At 35.1% G+C, this 23,357-nt stretch carries 26 protein-coding genes, 1 tRNA gene, 1 pseudogene and 1 other annotated feature; of the genes and pseudogenes, 27 read left to right on the top strand and 1 reads right to left on the bottom strand.

Translation table 11 applies throughout. From position 1 onward, the window contains the following. Window positions 1–236 precede the first annotated feature (236 nt). From AC4BB2_RS08940 to upp, 7 genes are all read left to right on the top strand, one after another. Window positions 237–1,754 (top strand): flavocytochrome c, encoded by a 1,518-nt coding sequence (locus AC4BB2_RS08940; protein ID WP_490472592.1) that lies wholly within the window; start codon window positions 237–239, stop codon window positions 1,752–1,754. A gap of 171 nt (window positions 1,755–1,925) precedes the next feature. Then, window positions 1,926–2,510: a thymidine kinase gene (locus AC4BB2_RS08935; RefSeq protein ID WP_490472591.1), complete on the top strand. Its 585-nt coding sequence runs from the start codon at window positions 1,926–1,928 to the stop codon at window positions 2,508–2,510. A gap of 67 nt (window positions 2,511–2,577) precedes the next feature. Continuing rightward, window positions 2,578–3,651 carry a peptide chain release factor 1 gene (prfA, locus tag AC4BB2_RS08930; RefSeq protein ID WP_490472590.1) on the top strand — a complete coding sequence of 358 codons (1,074 nt, stop codon included), beginning with the start codon at window positions 2,578–2,580 and terminating at the stop codon, window positions 3,649–3,651. After that, window positions 3,644–4,495 carry a peptide chain release factor N(5)-glutamine methyltransferase gene (prmC, locus tag AC4BB2_RS08925; protein WP_490472589.1) on the top strand — a complete coding sequence of 284 codons (852 nt, stop codon included), beginning with the start codon at window positions 3,644–3,646 and terminating at the stop codon, window positions 4,493–4,495. The genes prfA and prmC overlap by 8 nt, the downstream gene beginning before the upstream one ends. A gap of 2 nt (window positions 4,496–4,497) precedes the next feature. After that, the gene (locus AC4BB2_RS08920; RefSeq protein WP_490472588.1) at window positions 4,498–5,535 is read left to right on the top strand and encodes an L-threonylcarbamoyladenylate synthase; all 1,038 of its coding nucleotides are present in this window, start codon (window positions 4,498–4,500) and stop codon (window positions 5,533–5,535) included. A 55-nt stretch (window positions 5,536–5,590) separates the two neighbouring features. Next, complete coding sequence (glyA, locus tag AC4BB2_RS08915) at window positions 5,591–6,829, top strand: serine hydroxymethyltransferase (RefSeq protein WP_490472587.1); 1,239 nt, start codon at window positions 5,591–5,593, stop codon at window positions 6,827–6,829. A gap of 79 nt (window positions 6,830–6,908) precedes the next feature. Then, entirely contained in the window at window positions 6,909–7,538 is a 630-nt protein-coding gene (gene upp, locus AC4BB2_RS08910; RefSeq protein ID WP_490472586.1) for a uracil phosphoribosyltransferase, read from the top strand. A gap of 97 nt (window positions 7,539–7,635) precedes the next feature. Here upp and AC4BB2_RS08905 read toward each other — a convergent pair whose 3' ends face one another. Beyond that, window positions 7,636–7,872 carry a hypothetical protein gene (locus AC4BB2_RS08905; RefSeq protein ID WP_010763354.1) on the bottom strand — a complete coding sequence of 79 codons (237 nt, stop codon included), beginning with the start codon at window positions 7,870–7,872 and terminating at the stop codon, window positions 7,636–7,638. Window positions 7,873–8,009: 137 nt separating this feature from the next. Between AC4BB2_RS08905 and AC4BB2_RS08900 the strand changes: the two genes are divergently transcribed. The 20 genes and pseudogenes from AC4BB2_RS08900 (at window position 8,010) to AC4BB2_RS08805 (ending at window position 23,154) form a co-directional block, all read left to right on the top strand. Then, window positions 8,010–8,082 (top strand) — tRNA-Thr (locus AC4BB2_RS08900). A gap of 146 nt (window positions 8,083–8,228) precedes the next feature. Continuing rightward, window positions 8,229–8,414, top strand: a complete 186-nt coding sequence (locus AC4BB2_RS08895) for a hypothetical protein (RefSeq protein ID WP_490472585.1) — start codon at window positions 8,229–8,231, stop codon at window positions 8,412–8,414. Between the two features lie 318 nt (window positions 8,415–8,732). Beyond that, a complete protein-coding gene (locus AC4BB2_RS08890) occupies window positions 8,733–8,948 on the top strand; it encodes a hypothetical protein (protein ID WP_490472584.1) in 216 nt (71 codons plus the stop codon). A gap of 207 nt (window positions 8,949–9,155) precedes the next feature. Beyond that, window positions 9,156–9,710 (top strand): phage major tail protein, TP901-1 family, encoded by a 555-nt coding sequence (locus AC4BB2_RS08885; protein ID WP_069634839.1) that lies wholly within the window; start codon window positions 9,156–9,158, stop codon window positions 9,708–9,710. Window positions 9,711–9,799: 89 nt separating this feature from the next. Continuing rightward, window positions 9,800–10,207, top strand: coding sequence for a tail assembly chaperone (locus AC4BB2_RS08880; RefSeq protein ID WP_490472583.1), 408 nt, complete (start codon window positions 9,800–9,802; stop codon window positions 10,205–10,207). Window positions 10,208–10,260: 53 nt separating this feature from the next. Beyond that, on the top strand, window positions 10,261–10,566 hold the full coding sequence (locus AC4BB2_RS08875) for a hypothetical protein (RefSeq protein ID WP_490472582.1): 306 nt from the start codon (window positions 10,261–10,263) through the stop codon (window positions 10,564–10,566). After that, entirely contained in the window at window positions 10,567–13,494 is a 2,928-nt protein-coding gene (locus tag AC4BB2_RS08870; protein WP_490472581.1) for a phage tail tape measure protein, read from the top strand. After that, a complete protein-coding gene (locus tag AC4BB2_RS08865; protein ID WP_490472580.1) occupies window positions 13,494–14,213 on the top strand; it encodes a hypothetical protein in 720 nt (239 codons plus the stop codon). The genes AC4BB2_RS08870 and AC4BB2_RS08865 overlap by 1 nt, the downstream gene beginning before the upstream one ends. Continuing rightward, window positions 14,213–15,625, top strand: a complete 1,413-nt coding sequence (locus tag AC4BB2_RS08860; RefSeq protein ID WP_490472579.1) for a phage tail spike protein — start codon at window positions 14,213–14,215, stop codon at window positions 15,623–15,625. Before AC4BB2_RS08865 ends, AC4BB2_RS08860 begins: the two co-directional genes overlap by 1 nt. Before the next feature lie 11 nt (window positions 15,626–15,636). Further along, complete coding sequence (locus tag AC4BB2_RS08855; protein WP_490472578.1) at window positions 15,637–16,368, top strand: hypothetical protein; 732 nt, start codon at window positions 15,637–15,639, stop codon at window positions 16,366–16,368. 13 nt (window positions 16,369–16,381) lie between these two features. Next, a complete protein-coding gene (locus AC4BB2_RS08850; protein WP_490472577.1) occupies window positions 16,382–16,828 on the top strand; it encodes a phage baseplate protein in 447 nt (148 codons plus the stop codon). 201 nt (window positions 16,829–17,029) lie between these two features. Then, window positions 17,030–18,214, top strand: coding sequence for an FtsW/RodA/SpoVE family cell cycle protein (locus AC4BB2_RS08845; protein ID WP_490472576.1), 1,185 nt, complete (start codon window positions 17,030–17,032; stop codon window positions 18,212–18,214). An 18-nt stretch (window positions 18,215–18,232) separates the two neighbouring features. Then, window positions 18,233–18,589, top strand: a complete 357-nt coding sequence (locus tag AC4BB2_RS08840; RefSeq protein ID WP_490472575.1) for an arsenate reductase family protein — start codon at window positions 18,233–18,235, stop codon at window positions 18,587–18,589. Further along, window positions 18,589–18,924 (top strand): glycine cleavage system H family protein, encoded by a 336-nt coding sequence (locus AC4BB2_RS08835; protein ID WP_490472574.1) that lies wholly within the window; start codon window positions 18,589–18,591, stop codon window positions 18,922–18,924. The genes AC4BB2_RS08840 and AC4BB2_RS08835 overlap by 1 nt, the downstream gene beginning before the upstream one ends. A 47-nt stretch (window positions 18,925–18,971) precedes the next feature. Next, window positions 18,972–19,216: a binding site (T-box leader), on the top strand. Between the two features lie 34 nt (window positions 19,217–19,250). Next, window positions 19,251–19,430 (top strand): hypothetical protein, encoded by a 180-nt coding sequence (locus AC4BB2_RS08830; RefSeq protein ID WP_490472573.1) that lies wholly within the window; start codon window positions 19,251–19,253, stop codon window positions 19,428–19,430. A gap of 91 nt (window positions 19,431–19,521) precedes the next feature. After that, window positions 19,522–20,556: a methionine ABC transporter ATP-binding protein gene (locus tag AC4BB2_RS08825; RefSeq protein ID WP_490472572.1), complete on the top strand. Its 1,035-nt coding sequence runs from the start codon at window positions 19,522–19,524 to the stop codon at window positions 20,554–20,556. Continuing rightward, the gene (locus tag AC4BB2_RS08820) at window positions 20,549–21,235 is read left to right on the top strand and encodes a methionine ABC transporter permease (protein WP_490472571.1); all 687 of its coding nucleotides are present in this window, start codon (window positions 20,549–20,551) and stop codon (window positions 21,233–21,235) included. Before AC4BB2_RS08825 ends, AC4BB2_RS08820 begins: the two co-directional genes overlap by 8 nt. A gap of 20 nt (window positions 21,236–21,255) precedes the next feature. Beyond that, window positions 21,256–22,071 (top strand): MetQ/NlpA family ABC transporter substrate-binding protein, encoded by an 816-nt coding sequence (locus tag AC4BB2_RS08815; protein ID WP_490472570.1) that lies wholly within the window; start codon window positions 21,256–21,258, stop codon window positions 22,069–22,071. A 64-nt stretch (window positions 22,072–22,135) separates the two neighbouring features. Then, a pseudogene (locus AC4BB2_RS08810) lies at window positions 22,136–22,432 on the top strand (MetQ/NlpA family ABC transporter substrate-binding protein); the annotation flags it as partial. Between the two features lie 167 nt (window positions 22,433–22,599). Further along, entirely contained in the window at window positions 22,600–23,154 is a 555-nt protein-coding gene (locus AC4BB2_RS08805; protein ID WP_490472569.1) for a hypothetical protein, read from the top strand. The last annotated feature ends 203 nt before the right edge of the window (window positions 23,155–23,357 follow it).

Here is a 23,357-nt window from a genome sequence, read left to right as displayed (position 1 = left end):
AAATGAAATGGAACATGTTACTTTAATGGAGGGAGTAGGTATCTGTTGATTTCTATTTGTGAAATATAGTGTAATTTTTTTCGTTAAATAGAGATAGAATAATATAAATGTTTTCTATATGGCAGTTATCGTTTGTTTTATCATGTGATTAAATTCACATTTATTGAGTACTTGATTAGATTTAAACGGAAAAGTAAAGGGAATAGTGGTTAAAATTCGCAAGAGGTGGGGAAAAAATGAAAAAAGTAGTCATGAGTGTTTTATCGTTGAGTTTAGTTCTAGGAATGGTAGTTGGATGCGCAAGTGATCAAGAAAAAACAGCAAAGAAAAGTAAAGAATCAAAAGAAAGTACTGAAGTAACTTCAGGTGCATCAGCTAATGGTTATACTGATTTAAGTGAATTAGAAGATAACTACGATATTGTAATCATTGGTGCAGGGGGAGCTGGAATGACAGCGGCACTGCAAGCAAAAGAAGCTGGAATGAATCCAGTTATTCTAGAAAAAATGCCAGTAGCTGGTGGAAATACAATTAAATCTTCATCTGGAATGAACGCATCACAAACGAAGTTTCAAAAAGAAGAAGGTATCACAGATAACAATGATAAATTTTTTGAAGAAACATTAAAAGGCGGAAAAGGGACAAATGATAAAGCGCTACTGAGGTTTTTTGTTGATCATTCAGCTAACGCGATTGATTGGTTAGATAGCAAAGGTATCGAGCTTAGCAACTTAACGATTACTGGCGGCATGAGTGAAAAACGTACCCATCGACCAGCAGATGGTTCAGCAATCGGCGGTTATTTAGTAGATGGGCTTGTCCGTAATGTTAAAGAAGAGAAAATTCCACTTTTTGTAAATGCAAATGTAACAGAATTAATGGAAACAGATGGTCAAGTAGATGGTGTTAAGGTTAAACTTAACGATAAAGAAACCAAAGAAATTAAAACAGATGCAGTTATTGTTACCACTGGCGGCTTCGGTGCCAACAAAGAAATGTTGGAAGAATATGATCCAAAATTAAAAGATTACGTCACAACAAATCAAGAAGGAACAACCGGTGACGGCATTAAAATGATTGAAAAACTTGGCGGAGCAACGGTTGATATGAAAGAAATCCAAATTCATCCAACAGTACAACAAGATAAATCATTCTTGATTGGTGAAGTCGTTCGTGGAGAAGGAGCTATTCTGGCGTCTAGAGAGGGTGTTCGTTTTGTTAATGAAATGGATACTCGTGATAAAGTCTCTGCTGCAATCACTGGACTTCCAGAAAAATCAGCTTACTTGGTATTTGATCAAGGTGTCCGAGATCGTGCTAAAGCTATCGATTTTTATGATGAACAAGGATTTGTTGTTGAAGGAAATACAATCGAAGAACTTGCGAAAAAAATTGAGATGCCTGAAGCTAAATTAAAAGAAACCATAGATCAGTGGAACAAGGATGTAAAAGGAAAATCAGATGCGCAATTTAACCGTAAAACTGGTATGGACAATGATTTATCAAAAGGCCCTTTTTATGCCATCAAAATCGCACCTGGAATCCATCATACAATGGGTGGTGTGAAAATCAATACTAAAACAGAGGTATTAAAAGAGGATGGTTCACCTATTAAAGGATTATATGCTGCTGGTGAATTAACTGGTGGATTACATGGAGCAAATCGTATCGGCGGAAATGCTGTAGCAGATATTATTATTTTTGGTCGTCAATCCGGATCAGAAGCCGCAAATTTTGTAATGGCACAAAAATAATCGAGTGATATCAAACCAATAGACCAAACCTTAGCGTTTGTCTATTGGTTTTTTTTTGTGAAAAAATACTTGTTCATTAAAACTAGGAAAGCAATTTTTCAAAAATACTGCTTTTTTATTGAAAATATAGTAAAATACGAGAGGGACAAAACGAAAGGTGACGACAGACGAATGGCACAATTATTTTTTAAATATGGCGCGATGAATAGTGGAAAAACGATAGAGATATTAAAAGTAGCTCACAATTATGAAGAACAGGATAAACCTGTTGTTATTATGACAAGTGGACTTGATACTAGAGATGGCGTTGGTGTCGTTTCAAGCCGGATTGGCCTTAGACGAGAAGCTACACCTATTTTTAAGGATACAAATGTTTATGAGTTGATCCAAAACTTAGATTATGAACCTTATTGTATTCTAGTAGATGAATCACAATTTCTAGAAAAAAAACATGTAATCGAATTTGCTAAAGTGGTGGACGACTTAAATATCCCTGTAATGGCATTTGGTTTGAAGAATGATTTTCGTAATGAATTATTTGAAGGATCAAAATACTTGATGTTATATGCAGATAAATTAGAAGAATTAAAAACAATTTGCTGGTTCTGTCACAAGAAAGCCACGATGAATTTACATTATATCGATGGACAGCCTGTTTACGAAGGAACCCAAGTTCAAATTGGGGGCAATGAAGCGTATTATCCAGTATGTCGAAAACATTATTTCCATCCACCAATTGATGGTGAACAAGAATAAAATAATTAGCTAGTCAAAAATGAAAAATAAACAATACTTAATTAAATAAAAAGAGGAGCAACTAACTATGTACGATCAGTTACAATCAATCGAAGATCGCTATGAGGAGCTTGGTGAGTTACTAAGTGATCCAGAAGTTATTAGTGATACAAAACGATTTATGGAATTATCTAAAGAAGAAGCCAACACGCGTGAAACGGTAGAAGTTTATCGTCGATATAAAACAGTTGTCGAAGGAATCAGTGACACCGAAGAATTATTAGGCGAAAAATTAGATGCTGAAATGGCTGAAATGGCTAAAGAAGAACTTTCTGAGTTAAAGAAAGAAAAAGAAGTTTTAGAAGAACGAATTAAAATTTTATTGTTACCAACAGATCCAAATGATGACAAGAATATCATCATGGAAATCCGTGGTGCTGCTGGTGGAGATGAAGCGGCTTTATTTGCAGGGGATTTATTCGGTATGTATCAAAAATATGCAGAATCCCAAGGCTGGAAAACCGACGTGATGGAAGCAAGTATCACTGGAATTGGCGGATATAAAGAAGTAATCATGATGATCTCAGGAGATAATGTCTTCTCCAAATTAAAATATGAGAGCGGTGCTCACCGTGTACAGCGTGTTCCTTCAACTGAATCTCAAGGTCGTATCCATACTTCAACAGCAACGGTGGTTGTATTACCAGAAGCCGAAGAAGTAGAACTAGATCTTGCAGATAAAGATATTCGTACAGATATCTATCATGCCAGTGGCGCTGGTGGTCAGCATGTCAATAAAACAGCTTCCGCAGTTCGTTTGACACATATTCCAACAGGTATTGCTGTAGCTATGCAAGATGAGCGTTCACAGATCAAAAACCGTGAAAAAGCCATGAAAATTTTACGAGCAAGAGTATATGATCAAATGCAGCAAGAAGCACAAAGTGAATATGATGCAAACCGTAAATCTGCTGTCGGTACAGGTGATCGTTCGGAACGTATCCGTACCTATAATTTTCCGCAAAACCGTGTAACGGATCACCGTATTGGTTTAACTGTACAAAAGTTGGATCAAATTCTAGCTGGAAAATTAGATGAAATCGTTGATGCTTTAGTCTTATACGATCAAACATCAAAATTAGAAGAGATGCAAAATGGGTAACCGTTATTTTGAAGTCCTTGAACGGGCTTCTTCTTTTTTAGAAAAACAGGGAAAAGAAGGTTACAGTATTCTTTTTGTTTTCTTGGAAAGAAAAGGTTGGAGTAAAACAGATTGGTTGCTTCATCTAAAAGAAGAAATAACTCCAGAAGAAGAGCAGCAAATCAATGAAGATTTACAGCAGCTTGTTCAAAATTACCCACCTCAATACTTATTGGGATACAGCGATTTTTATGAACACCGTTTTAACGTAAATGAACATACCTTGATTCCTAGACCAGAGACAGAAGAATTAGTTGATCGCTGCTTGAAAGAAAATCCAAACACCCAATTGAATGTCGTGGATGTTGGAACAGGAACTGGTGCAATTGGCATTAGTCTAAAATTAGCAAGACCCAACTGGCAAGTAACCGCAATTGATATTTCTAAGGAAGCATTGAAAGTTGCCTCGAAAAATGCAGATCAATTAAACGCAGATGTTCGTTTTGTATATGGAGATGGACTTAAGCCGATGACAGATCAAAAAATCGATATCCTGATTTCTAATCCTCCCTATATCAGTAACACAGAATGGGATTTGATGGATGAAAGTGTCAGGACTTTTGAGCCGAAAACAGCATTATTTTCTGAAAATGACGGTTTGGCTATTTACCAACAATTAGCTGAAGAGGCAAAAAATATACTGAACATAGATGGTAAAATCTATTTAGAAATCGGTTTTCAACAAGGGGTAGCGGTAAAAGAGCTGTTCCAACAAGCTTTTCCAGAAAAAAAAGTAGAAGTTGCCAAAGACCTATCAGGAAATGATCGCATGGTGATTGTTTCACCAAAGAAAGACGAGGAGTGAAGATGGATACAAAAAAATTTACTTCAAAAGAAATCGATCAAGCTTCAGCTTTAATTCGACAAGGAGAACTGATTGCTTTTCCAACTGAAACAGTTTATGGACTTGGGGCAAATGCTTTAGATGCACAAGCGGTAAAACAAGTTTACGCAGTCAAAGGACGCCCCAGTGACAATCCGCTAATTGTCCATGTTAGTAATTTTGAGATGGTCAAAGAATTTGTAACGGATTTTCCAGTGCATACTAAAAAGTTAGTAGATGCATTTTGGCCGGGACCTCTAACACTGATTTTCAAAGTGAAACCAAATACATTTTCAACGACAGTCACTGGTGGATTAAAAACGGTTGCTTTTCGTATGCCTAATAATGCAGTAACATTAGACCTAATCAACATAGCTAGAGTGCCCTTGGTAGGACCCAGTGCTAATACTTCTGGGAAACCAAGTCCAACAACTCCTCAACACGTCTATCACGACTTACATGGTAAAATCGCCGGTATTTTAGAGGACGGACCAACTCAAATTGGTGTAGAATCAACTGTACTTGATTTGACTGCTGAAGACGGTGTTCCCGTTATTTTAAGACCAGGGGCAATCACTAAACAGCAACTGGAACAAGTTGTTGGAGAAGTAAGAGTCGATCAACACTTAGTTAGCGAAGAAGAAGCCCCTAAAGCACCTGGAATGAAATACAAACATTATTCTCCAGATGTTCCTGTTTGGATTATAGATGGTGATCAACAAGTTTTTGAAAAAGCAATTAAATGGGCAAAAAATAGGAATAAGCGAATCGGCATATTTGCAGATAATCAAATAATTGAGGCATTTTCTAATGAAGTAGCTGAAGTTTTTTCATTTGGCGAGCACTCAGTAGAACAAGCAACAAAATTGTTATTTGCAGGGCTTCGATCATTAGATGAAAAAAACATTGATGTTATTTTTGCACAAGCTTTTCCAGAAATAGACTTGGGAATCGCTTACATGAATCGACTAAAAAAAGCGGCTAATCAAAATATTTTAAAAATTGATTCTATTTTCGAGTAGAGAACTTTTAAGTATGATACAATCGGTACAAACAAATGAAATGGAGGCTTGTTTAATGGATTATAAAACATTTGATCCTGATTTATGGGATGCAATTGCAAAAGAGAATGATCGTCAAGAAAACAACTTGGAGCTAATTGCATCAGAGAACGTTGTTTCAGAAGGTGTTATGGCAGCACAAGGAAGTATTCTAACTAATAAGTATGCAGAAGGATATCCTGGCAAACGTTATTATGGAGGTTGCGAGTTTATCGATATCGTTGAGGATTTAGCGATTGATCGTGCAAAATTATTATTCGGTGCAAAATTTGCCAACGTTCAGCCACATTCAGGTTCTCAAGCAAATACAGCAGCGTACCTATCATTGATTGAACCAGGTGATACCGTTTTGGGGATGGATTTGTCTGCGGGAGGACATTTAACTCATGGTTCACCAGTGAATTTTAGTGGAAAAACATATAATTTTGTTAACTATGGCGTTGATCCAACAACTGAAGTAATTGATTACAATGTTGTACGTATTTTAGCTCGGGAACATCAGCCAAAATTGATCGTAGCAGGAGCAAGTGCCTATTCACGGATAATCGATTTTGAAAAATTCCGTGAAATAGCAGATGAAGTCGGTGCCAAATTAATGGTTGATATGGCTCACATCGCAGGGCTTGTAGCGGCAGGTCTGCATCCTAATCCGGTACCGTATGCAGATATCACAACTTCGACAACTCATAAAACGTTACGCGGTCCACGAGGCGGACTTATTTTAACAAATGACGAAGACTTAGCTAAAAAAATCAATAGCAATATTTTCCCTGGTATTCAGGGCGGACCATTAGAACACGTGATTGCTGGTAAAGCAGTTGCTTTTAAAGAAGCGTTAGATATCAGTTTTAAAGAATATAGCGAACAAGTGATTGAAAATGCAAAAGCAATGACAAAAATATTTAATCAAACACCAGAAGCTCGTTTAGTGAGTGGTTCAACAGACAATCATTTATTATTGATTGATGTAAGTGGTTTTGGTTTAAATGGAAAAGAAGCAGAAGCCATTTTAGATAGTGTAAATATTACGGCAAATAAAAATTCTATTCCGTTTGAACAACTTAGCCCATTCAAAACTAGTGGTATTCGAATTGGGACTCCTGCAATCACAACTAGAGGATTTTTAGAAGATGATTGTATAGAAGTAGCAAAATTGATTGTTAAAGCGTTAAATGAACATGAGAATGAAGGCGCACTTTCAGAAGTTCGTGCCTCTGTTAGTGAGCTAACAAAAAAATATCCACTTTATAAGTAAAAGATTCGAGTGATTGACTAGTCAATCGCTCGTTTTTGTTTTACAATAGGAAGGAATAAATTATTGAAGGAGAATGAACATGGGAAAATTCCAAGTTATTGATCATCCACTGATCCAGCACAAATTAACAATCATTAGAGATAAGGCCTGTGGAACAAAGGTTTTTCGTGAAGTCGTGAATGAGATTGCAATGCTTATGGCATACGAAGTTTCAAGAGATATGCCTTTAGAAGATATTGTCATTGAGACACCAATCTGTGAAACAACACAAAAAACATTATCTGGTAAAAAGGTAGCAATCGTGCCTATTTTACGTGCAGGTATTGGAATGGTAGATGGCATTTTGGAATTGATTCCAGCAGCAAAAGTTGGACATATTGGTTTATACCGTGATCACGATACATTAGAGCCAGTAGAATATTTTGTAAAAATGCCAGAAGATATTGATGCACGTCAATTATTTGTAGTTGATCCAATGTTGGCTACAGGTGGCTCAGCCATTATGGCTATTGATGCATTAAAAGCACGTGGCGGCAGCAATATTAAATTTGTTTGTCTAGTTGCGGCTCCAGAAGGCGTTAAAGCTTTACAAGAAGCACATCCGGATATTGATATTTATACGGCTGCATTAGATGAATATTTAGATAAAGATGGTTATATTGTTCCAGGTCTAGGCGATGCTGGTGACCGTTTATTTGGAACTAAGTAAATGAATAGAAAATAGCTGTTAGAAAATATAAACGTATTTTCTAACAGCTATTTTTGTATAAATAAAAAATCCATCCAATAATAATGGATGGAAAAATCTATACTTTTTTTAGTTTTTTGTAATTGATGACAATGACACCATTACTTTTAACCATTAAATCAGTATTATCAGAATTTTCATCAATTTCCACAACGGCGGAATTATTTAATTGTTTAGTGATAATCCCTGTTTGCGGCTGACCATGCATCAAGAAAGTGACCTGAGTATCGACAGTGAATAAATCCCCTTCAGCAGAAGGCTCAACAGGACGATTAAAGTTACCGAAATTAGACATTCAACAAAACTTCCTTTCTTAACTTATTTCATTATACCATAAATGAAGAAAAATTTCAGAAAACTAATCTTATTTTAAAAAAAGAGGTGTTTTTGTCTTTACAAAAGGTAGGTTTAGTTCTATAATTTTGCTGTATTGCCAGCTTAGCTCAGTTGGTAGAGCAATGCACTCGTAACGCATAGGTCACAGGTTCGATCCCTGCAGCTGGCATAAATAACACGCTAACCTAGATGGAAAAAAGGTTAGTTTTTTCTTTATAAAAAAATCTATCTCCTAAAATAAATCCATAATCGTTGTATATTCACAAAAAAGAGCCTACACTAATAGTACAACTAAGTATATAGGAGGAATGCATCATGTCAGAAAAAGTCGATAAAATCAATAAATTAGCGAATGAAGCTAAGAAAGAAGTCGAACGTTTAGAAGACAAACGTCAAGAAAATCTTGGGAACTCGATTAATTATATTGAAAATGAACTGCAAGTCCAACGTCTGTATGCACAAATTGAAGCTTATGAGAAAGTATTGGATATTGTAAAGTAACTATTTTTTTATTTATAACGAACAGAGATAAGAAGTATTTTTGATTATTATATAAATAGACCATACAAAACATTAATCGTTTTGTATGGTCTATTTTTGTCTCAAAATAGACTAAACAGAATTGTGAAAGAATGTTGGGAGGATTTTGAGGGGGAAGACGCCAAAAAATAACATATTATAAAGACATAGTAATTACCAAACGTATCTATACAAAGGAGGAAAAATAAAATAGAACAAGGCCGGGAATATAAATACACCGATGCTGATGTAGATAGAATCATTAAACAAAAGCACAATCGATGGAAGAAAAAAAGAAAGTTGGAATTAGCTACTTTTGAACAACAAAGAAATTCTATTAATGCGTATAAAGAAGCCACAAAAATTTTTGTAAAGCATAATCTACCTTTTGATATAGACGTTATTGAATGCGTAATAAACGAAAATATGGATGTTACTAGAAAAAATGCACAAGCAATTGTAAATTTTGTCTCTTCCGTTAAAAAAGGAAAAGAAGAACTACCTAAAAGTTACTAGAAAAAAGGCTTTTTATTGAAAGTAATGTGGGAGTATTTTGAAAGGTTAGCGACATAAAAAATAGTTAGAGTAAAGTTTGATCGTCATCGTCCAAGCATTGAAGACAAAAAAAGCAATGGAAACGTGCAAGCATTTATCCACGTAAAAAGATTTGGACAAGCAATTATGATACATCAAAAATAATCAACCAAGAGGAGAGAATCAATTATGGAAAAAGCAATTCATGGTAAAAATGTCAAATTAATGTTTCGTTTGTTAAAGGAACGTGCACACAAAAAAGCGGGGCTATTAGCTTTAGAAATGAGTCATACTTATAATCGTGAAACAAATGTAGAAACACAAGCGACTAAAGACGGAAGTGTAGCTACTGGCGGAAGTATCGAGTCAAATATTGAAATGGAATTTCTAAAAACGAATACGGATGTATTCAGTATGTTGGAATATGCCTATGAAAACGGAGAAGAGATCGAAGTTTGGCGAATCTTTTTCGATAATCCTGTTGAAGGTGAAAAACGTAAATATAAAGCACAATACGGTACAGGTATTTTAGGAAACTTCCCTGATGCGGCTGAAGCTGAAAGTAATGCTTCTGTGTCAACAATGTTGAACTTAAATGGTTTACTAGTAAATGGAGAAGCAACTGTGGATGCTGAAAATGATGAATTAGCTAAAGCTTTCTTCTACGATACTGTAGTGGATGCAAAACCTGAAGAGCCAAAAGCAATTTACGAACCACAAACAACAGCAAAACCTGCTGAATAAAGCTTGATTTTGAACATAACGATGTCGAGACAAGACCTATAAAGTTTTGTCTCTCATCTTTTAAAGAAAGATACTTGGAGGAATGAATTATGAGTAAAAAAACAACAAAAGCAGTAGTAACAATCGGTGAGAAAAAATATCCTTTGATCTTTGGATTTAAATTTTTAAATGATATCAACGCACTACCAAAAGATTCAGAACAAGTCGATAATTTAACTTTATTGATCGGTGGATTGATTGATGGCGATCCGAATGCCTTGAAAGAAGTCTTAATGGCCAGTTTAACTACTTATGAAGAGTTGGAAGAAAAAGACATTATCCATTACTTAGAAACGTCTGATGAGGTTGAAGCATTATTTGAAAATTTTATCGAATACTTAACATCAGCGCCGTTATTGAAAAAACGAACAATGAAAATCAAAATCAACATCGAACAAATGATGAAAACCGTAGAAGCACAAGCCAAAATAAGTTTGGAGCAAGCTATGACGAAATAGTTCTTAGTTGTTTTCGGTATTTTCCAGGAATCACATTAAAAGAAATTGATCGAATGACTCCGTGGGAATACACGTTAAGAACAAAAGCTTATTTGCTTAACCAAAATGAAGCAGAGCGAAGAGTATACACAACTGCTTTTGCGAATCGTTTATTTAAAGCTGAAAAGAAAGGTCGTTTTGCTATAAAAGATGTAAAAAGTATTTACGACTATGAAAAAAATGAACAAACAATTTTAGCGGATTTCAAACAGAAAGGGATTCAAAAACAGGAGGATACTGAGGACTTGTATGAAATGCGCCAGCGACTTATACGAGCAAAAGAAATCGTATCTAAAAAGAATCAGAAAGGAGGTAAATAAATGGAAGAGAAAGATACTAAAACAACTAAGCTTCAAGTAGAAGATAATGAGTTTAGCTCAAAAATCAATAGTGCGAAAGAACTTTTGGAATCATTTGGAAGTACGGTACAAAGCGTCAGTCAATTTAGTGTACAGCTGGGGAATGATTTAGGTTTGCTTACTAGCTCTATGGACTTGTTAGTGGCTTCAGGTGGATTAGCTGTGAATGTGCTTGAGAATTTTCAAAATTATAATGAAGCATTTACAGGAATAAAAAACAGCTTGGAAGGCTTAAATGATAGTCTTGGGCAGAAACTTATGACAAATCTTACAACTTCAACGGAAGCAGTATCTACCTTTTTTTCAACATTAGGTCCAAAAGCTTCAGCTGCAATGAGTAATTTTCAATCAGTTATTGAAACATCTGGTGGTGTGCTACCTTTGTTTCAAAATAAGGTTAGTACAATGGCGACAGGTGCGATGGAATCAATGAAAAGCTTAGGTCAATCTGCTTCAATAGGAATGAATGGATTTAAACTTTCCATTGCGAGTGCAGGTGGAATTGTTCCATTTTTTCAAAGTCAGGTCGTCACTATGTTAACAGGCGTAATGGGTGCGTTTCAGACCTTAAGTGTTTTTTTATTAACAAATCCTATTGGTGCAGCTTTAGCTTTGATTGTTGGCGCAGTGGTTGCTATGACAGTTGCTTGGAAATCAAATTTCAATAACATTCAAGGATTTGTATCTTCTGCGTTTAATGTGATCAAAGGATCAATCACAAGCTTGGCACCAGTTTTTAATCAGTTGATGTCTGTTTTAAAACCAGTTGGTGCATTTTTAATTGAAACATTAGTGGTTGCTGGTGCGGCAGTAGTTGACGTATTCCGTTTTTTAGTAGTCACGGTTATGTCAGTCGTCAATGGATTTATGACATTGCTTACTTTAGGAAAAAGCGTGGGTAAACTATTAACTGGTGATTTTAAAGGTGCTGGTGAAGAATTTAATAAAGTAAAAGAGAATATTAACGGTATCGTTGATGGTTTCAAGAACTTAGGAGAAAATTCAGCTGTAAAAGGTGTATTGACAGAATCAACAAAAGAATTAGGAAAAGAAGCAGCTATTTCCGGTGAGAAAGTTAAAGAAATGGGTGAAGCTTACAAAACTAGTTTAGATGAAGCTGGTACTAAAATTGATAGTTTAAAAACCAAATATTCTGAGGTGGGAAAAGTAGCAGTTAGTGCTTTTTCTGGTGAAGGAATGGAACTGTCAACAACACGATTTGAAGCAGCAGAACAAATTATGGGCCGGCATGCTGACAACATGAAATTAATGAAGGAAAAAACTAGTGAGGAACTTGCCAAATCAGAGGAATTAACTGGTGAGAAGCAAATAGCTGCTCAAAGTAAAGCCTATTCAACAATGATTACTCAAGCAGGTTCTGGAGCTGGTGAGATGTTGACAATTGTAAATGCTAACAAAGAAATGTTGGTCGCCAATAAAACCTTGGAAGGTGAAGCTTTATCTGAAGAACAACGTAAAGCATTACAAGATCAAAACAACGCTGTTCGTGAAGGTCTAATGGAACAACAAGAATTAATTGTTGAGGCTGCTAAACAAAAATTGGAGATTGGTCAACAATTAAGCGAAACAGAACTACAAGCTTCCGTCAGCGCTACACAAGCACTTTATCAAAATAGAAAAGAACAAATGCTCACAAATGAAGAAGAAATCGCTGGCTTAAAACAACAAATCGATGAAACGTCAGATGAAGTGCAAAAAGCAAATCTAAATCAACAACTCACTGCCTTATCTTTACACAATGAGCAAGCAAAAGAACAACAAACTCAAACAGGGATAGATATGCTAACCATGTTGCAAAAAAATGAACAATTAAAATCAGAGACGGTTGCTAATGGTTTAAAAGGCATGGGAGAAATGACTGGTCAAGAGTTAGCAAATATTGTAGGTAAATATAACGAGTCAAACAATAGTGTCAATGATCAAATGACAGTACTTGCTGGTATTTTGCAAAGCAGAGGTCTTGAAGCGAGTGATAGTCTTTTAACTGCTTTACAAAGCGGTGATTTGACACAGGTTGGTGCACAATTGAGTCAAAATGCCGTCGATGGAATCAATAATTTACCTAATGAACTATTCTTGCAAGGAGACATTGGTAAACAGAAATTGATTGAAGGGCTGAAATCAGGAGAGTTGGATGCTTCCGAAGTGGGGGCTATGCTGATTGGGTCGATGACTAACGGTTCAACATCTAAAATGGGAGAGGTACAGACAGCTAATAGAGCAATTGCAAGAGCAGGTACAGACGCTTTAAAGCAGGAAGATGCGCAATTTAGAACAACTGGTTCAGGAAACTCAGGAGCCTATGCAGTGGGTGTTTCTCAACAAGTAGGAAACGCAGGGAACGCAGGACTTGCTCTTGGAAACGCTGCACGCAATCAAGCTGCATCTATAGATTTTCACCCTGTTGGATATGAAATGTCAGCAGGAGTCGCTACAGGAATCACTGCTGGAAAAGAATCTGCTGTTGACGCAATGAGACAACTAGTAAGCGAAGTCAATGAAGAAGCGAAGAAAAAAGCTATTATCAAATCGCCATCAAGACTTTTCAGAGATACTGTAGGGAAATTTATTGCACAAGGTGTGGCAGTCGGAATCGAGGAGGACACAGAAGTTGCAGTAGCAAGTGCTAGAAATATGATTACTGAAATTCAAAATGCAGTTACTGATAAAAATACTACCTCATCAACAACAACTTTAAAAGTGGAGCATGACGTACAAAACAGCATGGTTAACCAAATGCACGAGATGATCGAAACCATTAAAAATATGAAAGTTGTTCTAGAAAGTGGAGCCTTAGTTGGCGGAATCGGTAATCAAATGGATGGATTTTTAGGAAATCAAGCTGGGTATACAGGGAGGTATCGTTAATGGCTATTGAAATAACTGAATATATCGAAATGGGACGTTTTAATAGTAAAGACGCGGGTTATTATGTTTTAGAACACGATGCTCCTAGCCCAGATGAACAAGAAATTATAGAAAGTATTCCATTTATGCAGGGTGTTTATGATTTTTCTATGTTATTAGGTGAAAAAGTCTTTGATAATCGAAAGGTCACCATAAAATTATATCGACCGTTGACCATATATGAAAATCGTAAACGTTTTGAACAAGAAGCCAAAGAACAGTTGATGTTAAATGACATTTCTCCAATTACAGATTCTTGGTTAGATGGTTCTCATTGGTTAGGAAAATGTATAAGCGTTACTGCCGATGATGATCAAAGTAAAAATTCATTAACATTGACGCTGGTTTTTGATTGTTACCCTTTTGCATTGAAAAATGCGGCAGGTTATAACGATGAATTTGATCTTGATTACTTTGTGGATGGCGTAGATCAGTGGACAGGTTTTTTTGTAAAAGGACAAAGGCCGATTCTGTTGATCAACGAAGGTGTGAATGCGACAAGTCCAGTTATCACTGCAACTGAAAAAATGGTATTGATTACTGAGGAAGATGAGACTTTAGAAATCCAAAAAGGTCAAAACCAAGATTTATTTTTTAAATTAAAAAGAGGAGAAAATCATCTTACAATAGTCGGAAATGGTCATATTCATTTCAACACTGAAACTGAGGTGATGGTCTAATGTATCGTGTGACACTTTTTGAAGACTCTCAAGATAAAAAAGGCATCGTGTTACATGAACCAGCAAATTACGGAAATAAAATAAACGCTGGTAATTTAGAACTTTCTTTAGAAGGATTAGGCATTAGTACGTTTGAATTTTCCATTAATGTCAACAATCCCTTATATAGAAAAGCTGAGCCAATCGTAAACTTAGTCACTGTTTCTGATAGAAATGGTCAAATTTTTAAAGGAAGAGTAGCAAAGATTTCAAATACTATGAGTGGTGAAGGCCATTTTGTTGAAAAAATTCTATGTGAAGATCAAAAAGCCTATTTATATGATAGTACGCAAAAATATATAAAATCTATGCTAATGTCTGTTAGCCAATTTTTAAGCAAACTATTAAATGAGCATAACAGTCAAGTAGAAAATCACAAAAAAATCTATTTAGGAAAAGTGACTGTAACAGAGTCTGATAAGGTTTATCGTGGATCTGGTTATGGGAAAACAGCTGATGTTATCAAAAATCAATTGTTAGACCGATTAGGTGGTTATTTAGTTCTTAGAGAAACAGAGCAGACTTTATATTTAGACTATTTATCAGAATATGGGTCGGACTCTAAAACACCTTTGCAAATTGCTCGGAACTTAAAAAGTGCTAGTCGTGAAATCGACATTTCTGAATTAGCCACAAGAATTGTTCCTTTAGGGAAAGATTTAGAGATAAATGAACCAACAGATACAGAAACAGATCAGTTTCGACAAAAAACTACGATTGAGAGTGTTAACAACGGGAAAAACTATCTAGAAGATGAAGCTCTTGTTGAGAAATTTGGTGTGATTCAAACAACGATTGAGTTTCCTAACATAGCAGATAAAAATTTATTAAAGCGTAAAGGTCAAGAATATTTGAATAACCAACGTTTGTTGCTAATTACTTGGACCGCTGAGGTAATTGAACTTGGGTTGTTAGATAAACGTTATGAAATCATCCAACTTGGAAACTCTTATCCAGTAGCTAATCCTTTCCTGTACGAGAAAGAAACGTTACAAGTGATTGAGAAAAAAATCGACATTTTAAATCCACAAAAAATCAGACTAACGATTGGTAGCGGGAAAAAAACACTTTCTCAATATCAGTTAGAGTATAAAGGGATGCAAGAAACGCTAGAAGTAGTAAAAAATAATGTTGGTATCAGTAATAGGACGATAGATGGATTAAAACAACAATCACAGCAATTACAAGAACAAACAGCTGTTTTACCGCAGTTTGAACAGAGGATTAATGAACAAAAACAAGGTTTAGAAGAACAAGGGAATAAACTTATCGAACAATCGAATATGATTCAAACACAAGAAATTAAATTGACAGAGCAGCAAACAAAAATAGAAGAACTGTTTACATCAATAAAAGAATTACAGAAAAAGTAGGTGAATAATCAATGTCGGAACAAAAATTTTACGATACACAACCCACAGGTGAAAATCATGAGGTGGACTACAAAGACCCTACCGATGTGGAAGAAATTGAAGAAGCTATTAAATTTGGTGTGATTGATCCATTAACTCAAAAATATGCTTTATGGGTTAGAACAAAAATGTGGCGTCGACATGTAAGAGAATCGATTGCCAGAATTTCAGAGTATTCAAGTGTCTTATTTAATCGAATCAAAGAGATTACTGAACAAACTGAAAAAAGACAAGGGCAAGTAGAACAGAGGCAAGCAAAAATAGAAGATCAGTTTAGAGATGTTCAGCAAAATGCAACAGTTGATAGTGAAGTGATCAATGCACGAAATAGCGATTTATATGGGAAGTTTCCTGTATTAGATGATCGATTAGAGAACATTGAACAATTGCTTGTTAAATTTTTACCAGTAGGTTTTGATGTAACGATTAATCATAAACTAGGCCTTCAGCCTGAAATCAATGTGAGAACATGGACTCATGGAATTGGAGTAATGAATTTAGGAACAGAGCCAGAAGGATTGTTTGGTGGGTCAGCTAGTCAATCGATTCCTAGTCAGGTGACTCATGTTGGCGCCAATATGAGCACTGTGTCATTGCCAGTTGAATATAAAAATGAATCATCTATGATTAAAATCAATCAATTGACGTACTTAATAATAGATGAAAAAAATAAAAGAACATTAATATTTGAACTACAAATATAGGAGAGTGAATAATATGATACTAAAAAAGATTTATAGAGGGATGGAAAACGGAGCAGAAACCATTCAAGAAAATTTTGGACAATTAATTGATATGTTTTATCCAGTAGGGAGTGTATATCAAAGTAACAAGAATCTAAATCCAGCAGACTTCATGGGTGGAACCTGGACACGTATAAAAGGGAAAGTATTAGTAGGCGTAGATGAAAATGATTCAGATTTTAATATTTCAAGTAAAATTGGTGGAGAGAAAATGCATACGATCACCGTAGAAGAAATGCCTGCACATGGACATCAGCTTGGTTTAAACAAAGGTACAAATCCAGCAATAAACGGTACTGGAACCAGTGGTTTTTTATGGGGGGAGGCTATAGGTAAAACTTCAGGTCTAACAGGTGATGGAAAAGCACATAATAATTTACAGCCATATTACACAGTTTATACATGGATAAGAACAATTTAAGAAGAAAATTGCTTGAGATAATAGTTGTTAGTAACTCAATATGATGTGAAATTAACTACATTTGCTTAAAAAATACTCAATCATTAAAATAAGCTAAAATAATTACCTAAAGTTTTTCCAAAATCATCCAGACTATACTTTCTTTTCTTCCTATAGAAAGTTATAATAAAAGGCGTATGATTTAAGGAAAAGGGATGACGAATGAATAAAAATAAATTAAGAAATAGTTTAGATAACAGAATTGATTACGGTGTGATTTTACCCGTGTTTCTTCTTTCAATTATTGGAATACTTTCATTGTATGTAGCATTAAGTAATGATCCGCTTCGACCAGATATTGGGCCAATGTTGTTTAAACAAGGATTATGGTATCTAGTGGGCGGAGCAAGTATCGTCGTTGTGATGCATTTTAATTCTAAGCTGCTTTGGCGATTAACTCCAGTTTTCTATGTAATTGGACTGGTCATGATGGGTTTACTTTTAAAATTTTATGATCCGTTTCTTGAAGCACAGACTGGTTCTAAAAACTGGATCAGTTTTGGTGGTACTACGTTTCAGCCATCTGAATTAATGAAAATTGCGTTTATTTTGATGTTGGCTTATGTTGTGACCTTGCATAACGTGAAGAATGTTAATCGGACGTTAAAATCTGATGTTTGGTTGATTGGTAAGATGCTCTTAGTTACAATGCCGGTTATAATCCTAATATTATTGCAAGATGACTTTGGAACGATGTTGGTCTTTCTCGCTATTTTCGGCGGTGTGTTTTTGATGTCTGGTATTTCCTGGAAGATTATTGTACCAACATTTTTAGTGGCGATTTTGATAGGTGCTGGAACGATATACTTAGTGACGACAACTGCGGGACGTGATTTTTTATATTCCGTAGGGTTTAAACCTTATCAGTTTGATCGGATTGATTTATGGATGAAACCATTCCATCATGATCCTAACCGTTCTCAACAACCAGCGTTGGCATTGACTGCGATTGGTTCAGGAGGATTATTCGGTAAAGGATTTAATGTAAGTGATGTTTATGTACCTGTAAGAGAGTCTGATATGATCTTCACCGTTGTTGGAGAAAACTTTGGCTTTATTGGTGGTTGTTTTATCATTTTGCTATACTTTATACTGATTTACCGCATGATTCGTGTTTGTTTTGAGACGAATAATGAGTTTTATTCGTATATTGCGACTGGGATTATTATGATGATTTTATTCCATGTATTTGAGAATATTGGCGCTAATATCGGACTATTACCATTAACGGGGATTCCGTTGCCATTTATCAGCCAAGGTGGTTCTTCTGTATTAGGCAATATGCTTGGTGTCGGATTGATTATGTCAATGAAATATCAAAAAGAAGCAACAATCAAAGAATATTAATCGAAAGAAGGCGTTAAAATGTATACATTTTTCTGGTATCCCAAATGTTCAACCTGTAAAAAAGCAAAATCTTGGTTAGATGAGCATCAAGTGAAATATGAAACGATCGATATGATCGAAAATCCACCGACAGCAAAGCAATTAGCAAGTTGGATGGAACAAAGCGATTTACCAGTTCGCCGTTTCTTTAATACAAGTGGCATACGTTATAGAGAGCAAGGCTTGAAAGAAAAAGTCAATGAGTTTTCAATCAAAGAAGCAAGTGAATTATTAGCGACTGATGGTATGTTGATTAAACGTCCGATTTTTGTTAAGGGAGATCAATTTTTAGCGAATGGATTTAAAGAATCTGATTATGAAGGAGCTATTAAATAATGGCTGAAGAATTGAAGATTGTGGATAGTTTATGGCTTTTAAAAACAAGTGATGGGTATAAAATTGGTTTAACAAATGAAGCTCAAGAAGATTTAGGGAATATTACTTTTACAACAATGCCGAAAGTTGGGCAGACGTTGAAAAAAGGGGATTCGCTGATTGAATTGGAAGCTGAAAAAGCAGTGAGCGAATTTAGTACACCAATCAGTGGAACAGTCTCTGCCATAAATGAAGCAGCAGAAAGCAACCCTAGTCTTTTAGACGACACAGATCAAAAGAATGCTTGGATTGCTATTTTGACAAATGTGAATGAAGAAGAATTGGATCAAGCATAAAATTATTGACAAGCCATTTGTATGTTGCTATAATTTCATCAATAAAAGCAAAAGCTTTGAAAAGAAGAGTACATATCAAAATGTTTGAAGAGAGCCCTGTTTGCTGAAAATGGGCAACATGATTGAGATGGAAGATGGTCTTTGAGCGGAATAAGTGAGCTAAGGTGAACTTATTACGGGAGTGCCCGTTACAGCACAACAGTATGCGAACTTCAAGTACTGTATAAGGCTATTATTGTGAAATGATAGTAAATCAAGGTGGTAACACGAAAGACAAGCTTTCGTCCTTTTGTCAGATTAATGACATAGGGCGGAAGCTTTTTGCTGTGAATCACTACGACTGGCTAGCCAGAGTAGATGATGAACAGTACTTGGCGAACGAAGAGAGCGAAGTAACAATTGTGCTGAATCATTTTGACTGGCTAGCCAGAGTAGATGATGAAAACAGTACTAGCGAACCACATTCCAAACCAAAATTTGAAATAAGCGAAGGAGATTCTAAATAAAAAGAGTAATCTATCAATTATTTCACAACACAATGTAAACCATGTAGTATAATAAAAAAGAAGCAAAACAAAAGAAAGTGGAGGGGAAAAGATGCCTCTAATCGAATTACAACACGTAAAAAAACAATTCACCGGTAAAAGTGGACAAGTGACAGCAGTTAATGACGTTTCTTTAACTGTTAATCAAGGTGACATCTATGGTATTGTTGGTTATTCCGGTGCAGGAAAAAGTACGTTAGTCCGTTTATTGAATGGGTTAGAATTACCAACACACGGAGAAGTCGTTATTCAAGAGCAGAACATTGCTGAAATGGCAAACCGAGACTTAAGACAGTTTCGCAAAAAAATCGGTATGATCTTTCAACATTTCAACTTATTATGGTCAAGAACGATTTTAGAAAATATCATGTTACCCCTAGAACTAGCAAATGTTCCAAAGAAAGATAGAAAAGAACGAGCACAAGAACTTTTAACATTAGTTGGTTTGGAAGGCCGTGGAGATGCTTATCCAAGTCAATTATCTGGCGGTCAAAAACAGCGAGTAGGAATAGCTCGAGCACTTGCCAACAACCCAGAAATTCTTTTGTGTGATGAAGCAACCAGCGCTTTAGATCCCCAAACAACAGATGAAGTGTTAGATTTGCTTCTAGAAATCAACAAAACATTGAACCTAACAATCGTGTTGATCACTCACGAAATGCATGTCATTCGCAAGATATGTAATAAAGTTGCGGTGATGGAATTAGGTCAAATTGTTGAAGAAGGAGATGTTCTGGAAGTCTTTAGACATCCAAAACAAGCTGTTACCAAACGTTTTGTCCAACAGGAACTAGAACCAACAGAAGATACAGAAGAATTATTGGAAGAATTGATTAAAGAAAATCCAAACGGTAAAATCGTAGGATTACATTTTGATACTGAAAGTACAAATGAACCTGTCATTTCTCAAGCTATTCGTGAATTTGATATTGATATTTCAATTTTGCATGGTGATGTCAAGCAAACAAAAGAAGGATCATTTGGAACACTTACTGTGATTTTACTTGGAGAAGTTAATGAAATTGAACGAACACTTGATTTCTTTAAAAAACGACACTTAGGAGTGGAGGTGCTCACTCATGAATAAAAGTTTTTCGGAAACGTATTTCAATTTTGAAAAAATCAATCTTGAAACGATGCAAAAAGCATTTTTTGATACATTGTATATGACTTTAATTTCAATGATATTTGTTCTAGTCATTGGTTTATTATTAGGATTATTACTATATAGCACTCGTAGGAAAGAATCTATATATGCTAAAATTTTGTATACAGTAATTTCGTTAATCAGTAATATTTTTCGTTCCACCCCTTTTATGATTTTGATGGTACTGATCATTCCTTTTACAAAAATGATTGTTGGTACAATGCTTGGGGCAACTGCTGCTATCCCTGCATTAGTTTTATCAGCAGCACCATTTTATGCTCGTTTGGTAGAAATTGCATTTCGGGAAGTGGATGCGGGTGTTTTAGAGGCTGCTGAAGCTATGGGGGCTAATTATGGGCAAGTGATTTGGAAAGTTCTAATTCCTGAAAGTATTCCAGCATTAATCTCAGGATTGACAGTAACAAGTGTTTCGATGATTGGTTACACGGCGATGGCTGGTGCTATCGGTGCTGGTGGTTTAGGTGGTTTGGCATGGCAAGAAGGCTATCAATTAGGCAATCTTACGGTGACTTTAGTTGCAACGCTTATTATTTTAATTATTGTATTTATTGTTCAAGGGTTGGGAGATTTCTTTGCCAAAAGAACAGACAAAAGATAAAAAAGATGGAGGAGATTTTTATGAAAAAGAAACTAATTGGATTTGTAACAGTTGTTGCTCTAACTCTTGGCTTAGCTGCATGTGGTAGTTCAGCTAAAAAAGATGACACAGTATTAAAAGTGGGGGCTTCACCAACACCTCACGCAGAAATTCTAGAACAAGTAAAACCCATATTGAAAAAAGAAGGTATTGACTTGGAAATTGTTAAATTTAGTGATTATATTTTACCAAACAAGTCTTTAGCTGAAGGAGAAATAGATGCGAATTATTTTCAACATATTCAATATTTTGATGAGCAAGTCAAAGATAATGGTTACAAGTTTGCAAATGCTGGTAAAATTCACATTGAACTAATGGGCTTATACTCTAAAAAAATTAAAGATATTAAAGAATTGAAAGATGGAGCAACTATTATTACGTCTAATTCAAAATCTGATTGGGGTAGAATCATCACAATTTTACAAGATGCAGGGTTAGTTGAAGTTAAGAAAGGCGTAAATTTAGCTACAGCGACTTTTGACGATATTGAAAAAAATCCTAAAAATTTGAAATTTGTTCATGATATTAATCCAGAATTACTTGCAACTACGTATCAAAATGGCGAAGGAGATTTAGTCGCTATTAATGCTAATTTTGCGTATCAAGCAGGTTTAGAACCGAAAGAAGATGCAGTGTTAATAGAAAAAGAAAATTCTCCATTTGCAAATATTGTCGCAGTGCGTGAAGAAGATAAAGACAAAGAAAGTATAAAAAAATTAGTATCTGCGCTACAAAGTAAAGAAATACAAGATTGGATTTTAGAAAAGTGGAATGGTTCTATTACACCAGTAAAATAATAAAAAAGCTCCATAAAACCAATAAGATGGTTTTATGGAGCTTTCTTGTCATTTAGTAGTAGATTCAAAACGAATCAAAGTTATTAAAGATTTAAAAGATGGTACAACCATTATTGCGTCAAACTCAGAATCTGATTGGGGACGAATCATTACGAGTTTAAATGCTGCTGGCTTGAATCCTTTAAAAGACTCAGTATTGATAGAAAAAGATAATTCTCCATATGTAAATATCGTAGCTGTCCGTTCAGAAGGTAAAGGCAATGACAAGATTAAAAAATTAGTTGATGCTTTACACAGTAAAGAAATCCAAGACTGGATTCTTAAAAAATGGGATGGGTCAGTAAAACCAGTAGATAAATAAAGAGGAAATCTGAAACAAGTATTAGAAAACTTGTTTCAGGTTTTTTATTTATATACAATAAATATATCTTCTTTTTAACTTATTTATTAAACTAATGTTGAAATATTTATATCTTTGTGTTAACATATTTTTTGTAACAAATAAATGATAAAAAGGAGATATGAATGATGAGTAAAAGAAAAATAGGTTTGAGTTTGGTGTTGTCGGTGATTATGTGTTTAGTCTTTGTTTCAAATGGTTACAAAAGTGAAGCAGCAGAAACGAATATGACTAGAGGAGCAAGCTTTGTTCTTGATCCAAGTGGTACTTTTAAAAATATTAATACAGGAGTTTATGAAACGATTAACAGTTCGAAGGGAATCTATCGCTATGATAGTTATACTGGTGAAATTCAGTTCGCCTATGCGAATGCGAATACTAGAAACATTCAAGCGGCGTATATCGTAAAAGGTCGAATGTTTAGTTTTGTCGGGACTTATTCACCGAGTGAATCTTATTTCAATGGCAAAACAAAAATTTGGGTATACAATGTACAGAAAGTTAATGATTTAACCCCTGTATATAAAACTACATTGAAAATTATTGAAGGATTGCCTGGTGGAACAGTCTTATCTTTAGTTGCAAATCAAGGGCTTGTACCAAATTGGACAGGATTGCCTAATATAGATAGCATGTCAAAAGTGCTTATAGAACCAACGTACATTTCGTTGAAAGCTGAATAGTAAAAAAAAGACTTCTATATAATAGAAGTCTTTTTTTATTTTCTAAAGTTCATAGCTGTTTTTGTAGGAGAAGATAAAAGGAATTGAGGAGCAAAGTTTAAACAGCCATTTTAGAAAGATTCTAAACAAGTCCATTTTTTCACAAAGAAAACCTAGTTTAAACAAGAATTATTCTAGCAAAGAGATTGCTTATCATTCTCAAT

The organism is Enterococcus sp. AAFC-DPL-5146 (assembly GCF_058216635.1).
This window is presented reverse-complemented; position numbering and strand designations above follow the sequence as displayed.

Excerpts from the sequence above, each read along its gene's own strand:
- AC4BB2_RS08940 (WP_490472592.1), top strand. The coding sequence starts at position 237 with ATGAAAAAAGTAGTCATGAGTGTTTTATCGTTGAGTTTAGTTCTAGGA.
- AC4BB2_RS08935 (WP_490472591.1), top strand. The coding sequence starts at position 1,926 with ATGGCACAATTATTTTTTAAATATGGCGCGATGAATAGTGGAAAAACG.
- prfA (WP_490472590.1), top strand. The coding sequence starts at position 2,578 with ATGTACGATCAGTTACAATCAATCGAAGATCGCTATGAGGAGCTTGGT.
- prmC (WP_490472589.1), top strand. The coding sequence starts at position 3,644 with ATGGGTAACCGTTATTTTGAAGTCCTTGAACGGGCTTCTTCTTTTTTA.
- AC4BB2_RS08920 (WP_490472588.1), top strand. The coding sequence starts at position 4,498 with ATGGATACAAAAAAATTTACTTCAAAAGAAATCGATCAAGCTTCAGCT.
- glyA (WP_490472587.1), top strand. The coding sequence starts at position 5,591 with ATGGATTATAAAACATTTGATCCTGATTTATGGGATGCAATTGCAAAA.
- upp (WP_490472586.1), top strand. The coding sequence starts at position 6,909 with ATGGGAAAATTCCAAGTTATTGATCATCCACTGATCCAGCACAAATTA.
- AC4BB2_RS08905 (WP_010763354.1), bottom strand. The coding sequence starts at position 7,872 with ATGTCTAATTTCGGTAACTTTAATCGTCCTGTTGAGCCTTCTGCTGAA.
- AC4BB2_RS08895 (WP_490472585.1), top strand. The coding sequence starts at position 8,229 with ATGTCAGAAAAAGTCGATAAAATCAATAAATTAGCGAATGAAGCTAAG.
- AC4BB2_RS08885 (WP_069634839.1), top strand. The coding sequence starts at position 9,156 with ATGGAAAAAGCAATTCATGGTAAAAATGTCAAATTAATGTTTCGTTTG.
- AC4BB2_RS08880 (WP_490472583.1), top strand. The coding sequence starts at position 9,800 with ATGAGTAAAAAAACAACAAAAGCAGTAGTAACAATCGGTGAGAAAAAA.
- AC4BB2_RS08875 (WP_490472582.1), top strand. The coding sequence starts at position 10,261 with ATGACTCCGTGGGAATACACGTTAAGAACAAAAGCTTATTTGCTTAAC.
- AC4BB2_RS08870 (WP_490472581.1), top strand. The coding sequence starts at position 10,567 with ATGGAAGAGAAAGATACTAAAACAACTAAGCTTCAAGTAGAAGATAAT.
- AC4BB2_RS08865 (WP_490472580.1), top strand. The coding sequence starts at position 13,494 with ATGGCTATTGAAATAACTGAATATATCGAAATGGGACGTTTTAATAGT.
- AC4BB2_RS08860 (WP_490472579.1), top strand. The coding sequence starts at position 14,213 with ATGTATCGTGTGACACTTTTTGAAGACTCTCAAGATAAAAAAGGCATC.
- AC4BB2_RS08855 (WP_490472578.1), top strand. The coding sequence starts at position 15,637 with ATGTCGGAACAAAAATTTTACGATACACAACCCACAGGTGAAAATCAT.
- AC4BB2_RS08850 (WP_490472577.1), top strand. The coding sequence starts at position 16,382 with ATGATACTAAAAAAGATTTATAGAGGGATGGAAAACGGAGCAGAAACC.
- AC4BB2_RS08845 (WP_490472576.1), top strand. The coding sequence starts at position 17,030 with ATGAATAAAAATAAATTAAGAAATAGTTTAGATAACAGAATTGATTAC.
- AC4BB2_RS08840 (WP_490472575.1), top strand. The coding sequence starts at position 18,233 with ATGTATACATTTTTCTGGTATCCCAAATGTTCAACCTGTAAAAAAGCA.
- AC4BB2_RS08835 (WP_490472574.1), top strand. The coding sequence starts at position 18,589 with ATGGCTGAAGAATTGAAGATTGTGGATAGTTTATGGCTTTTAAAAACA.
- AC4BB2_RS08825 (WP_490472572.1), top strand. The coding sequence starts at position 19,522 with ATGCCTCTAATCGAATTACAACACGTAAAAAAACAATTCACCGGTAAA.
- AC4BB2_RS08820 (WP_490472571.1), top strand. The coding sequence starts at position 20,549 with ATGAATAAAAGTTTTTCGGAAACGTATTTCAATTTTGAAAAAATCAAT.
- AC4BB2_RS08815 (WP_490472570.1), top strand. The coding sequence starts at position 21,256 with ATGAAAAAGAAACTAATTGGATTTGTAACAGTTGTTGCTCTAACTCTT.
- AC4BB2_RS08805 (WP_490472569.1), top strand. The coding sequence starts at position 22,600 with ATGAGTAAAAGAAAAATAGGTTTGAGTTTGGTGTTGTCGGTGATTATG.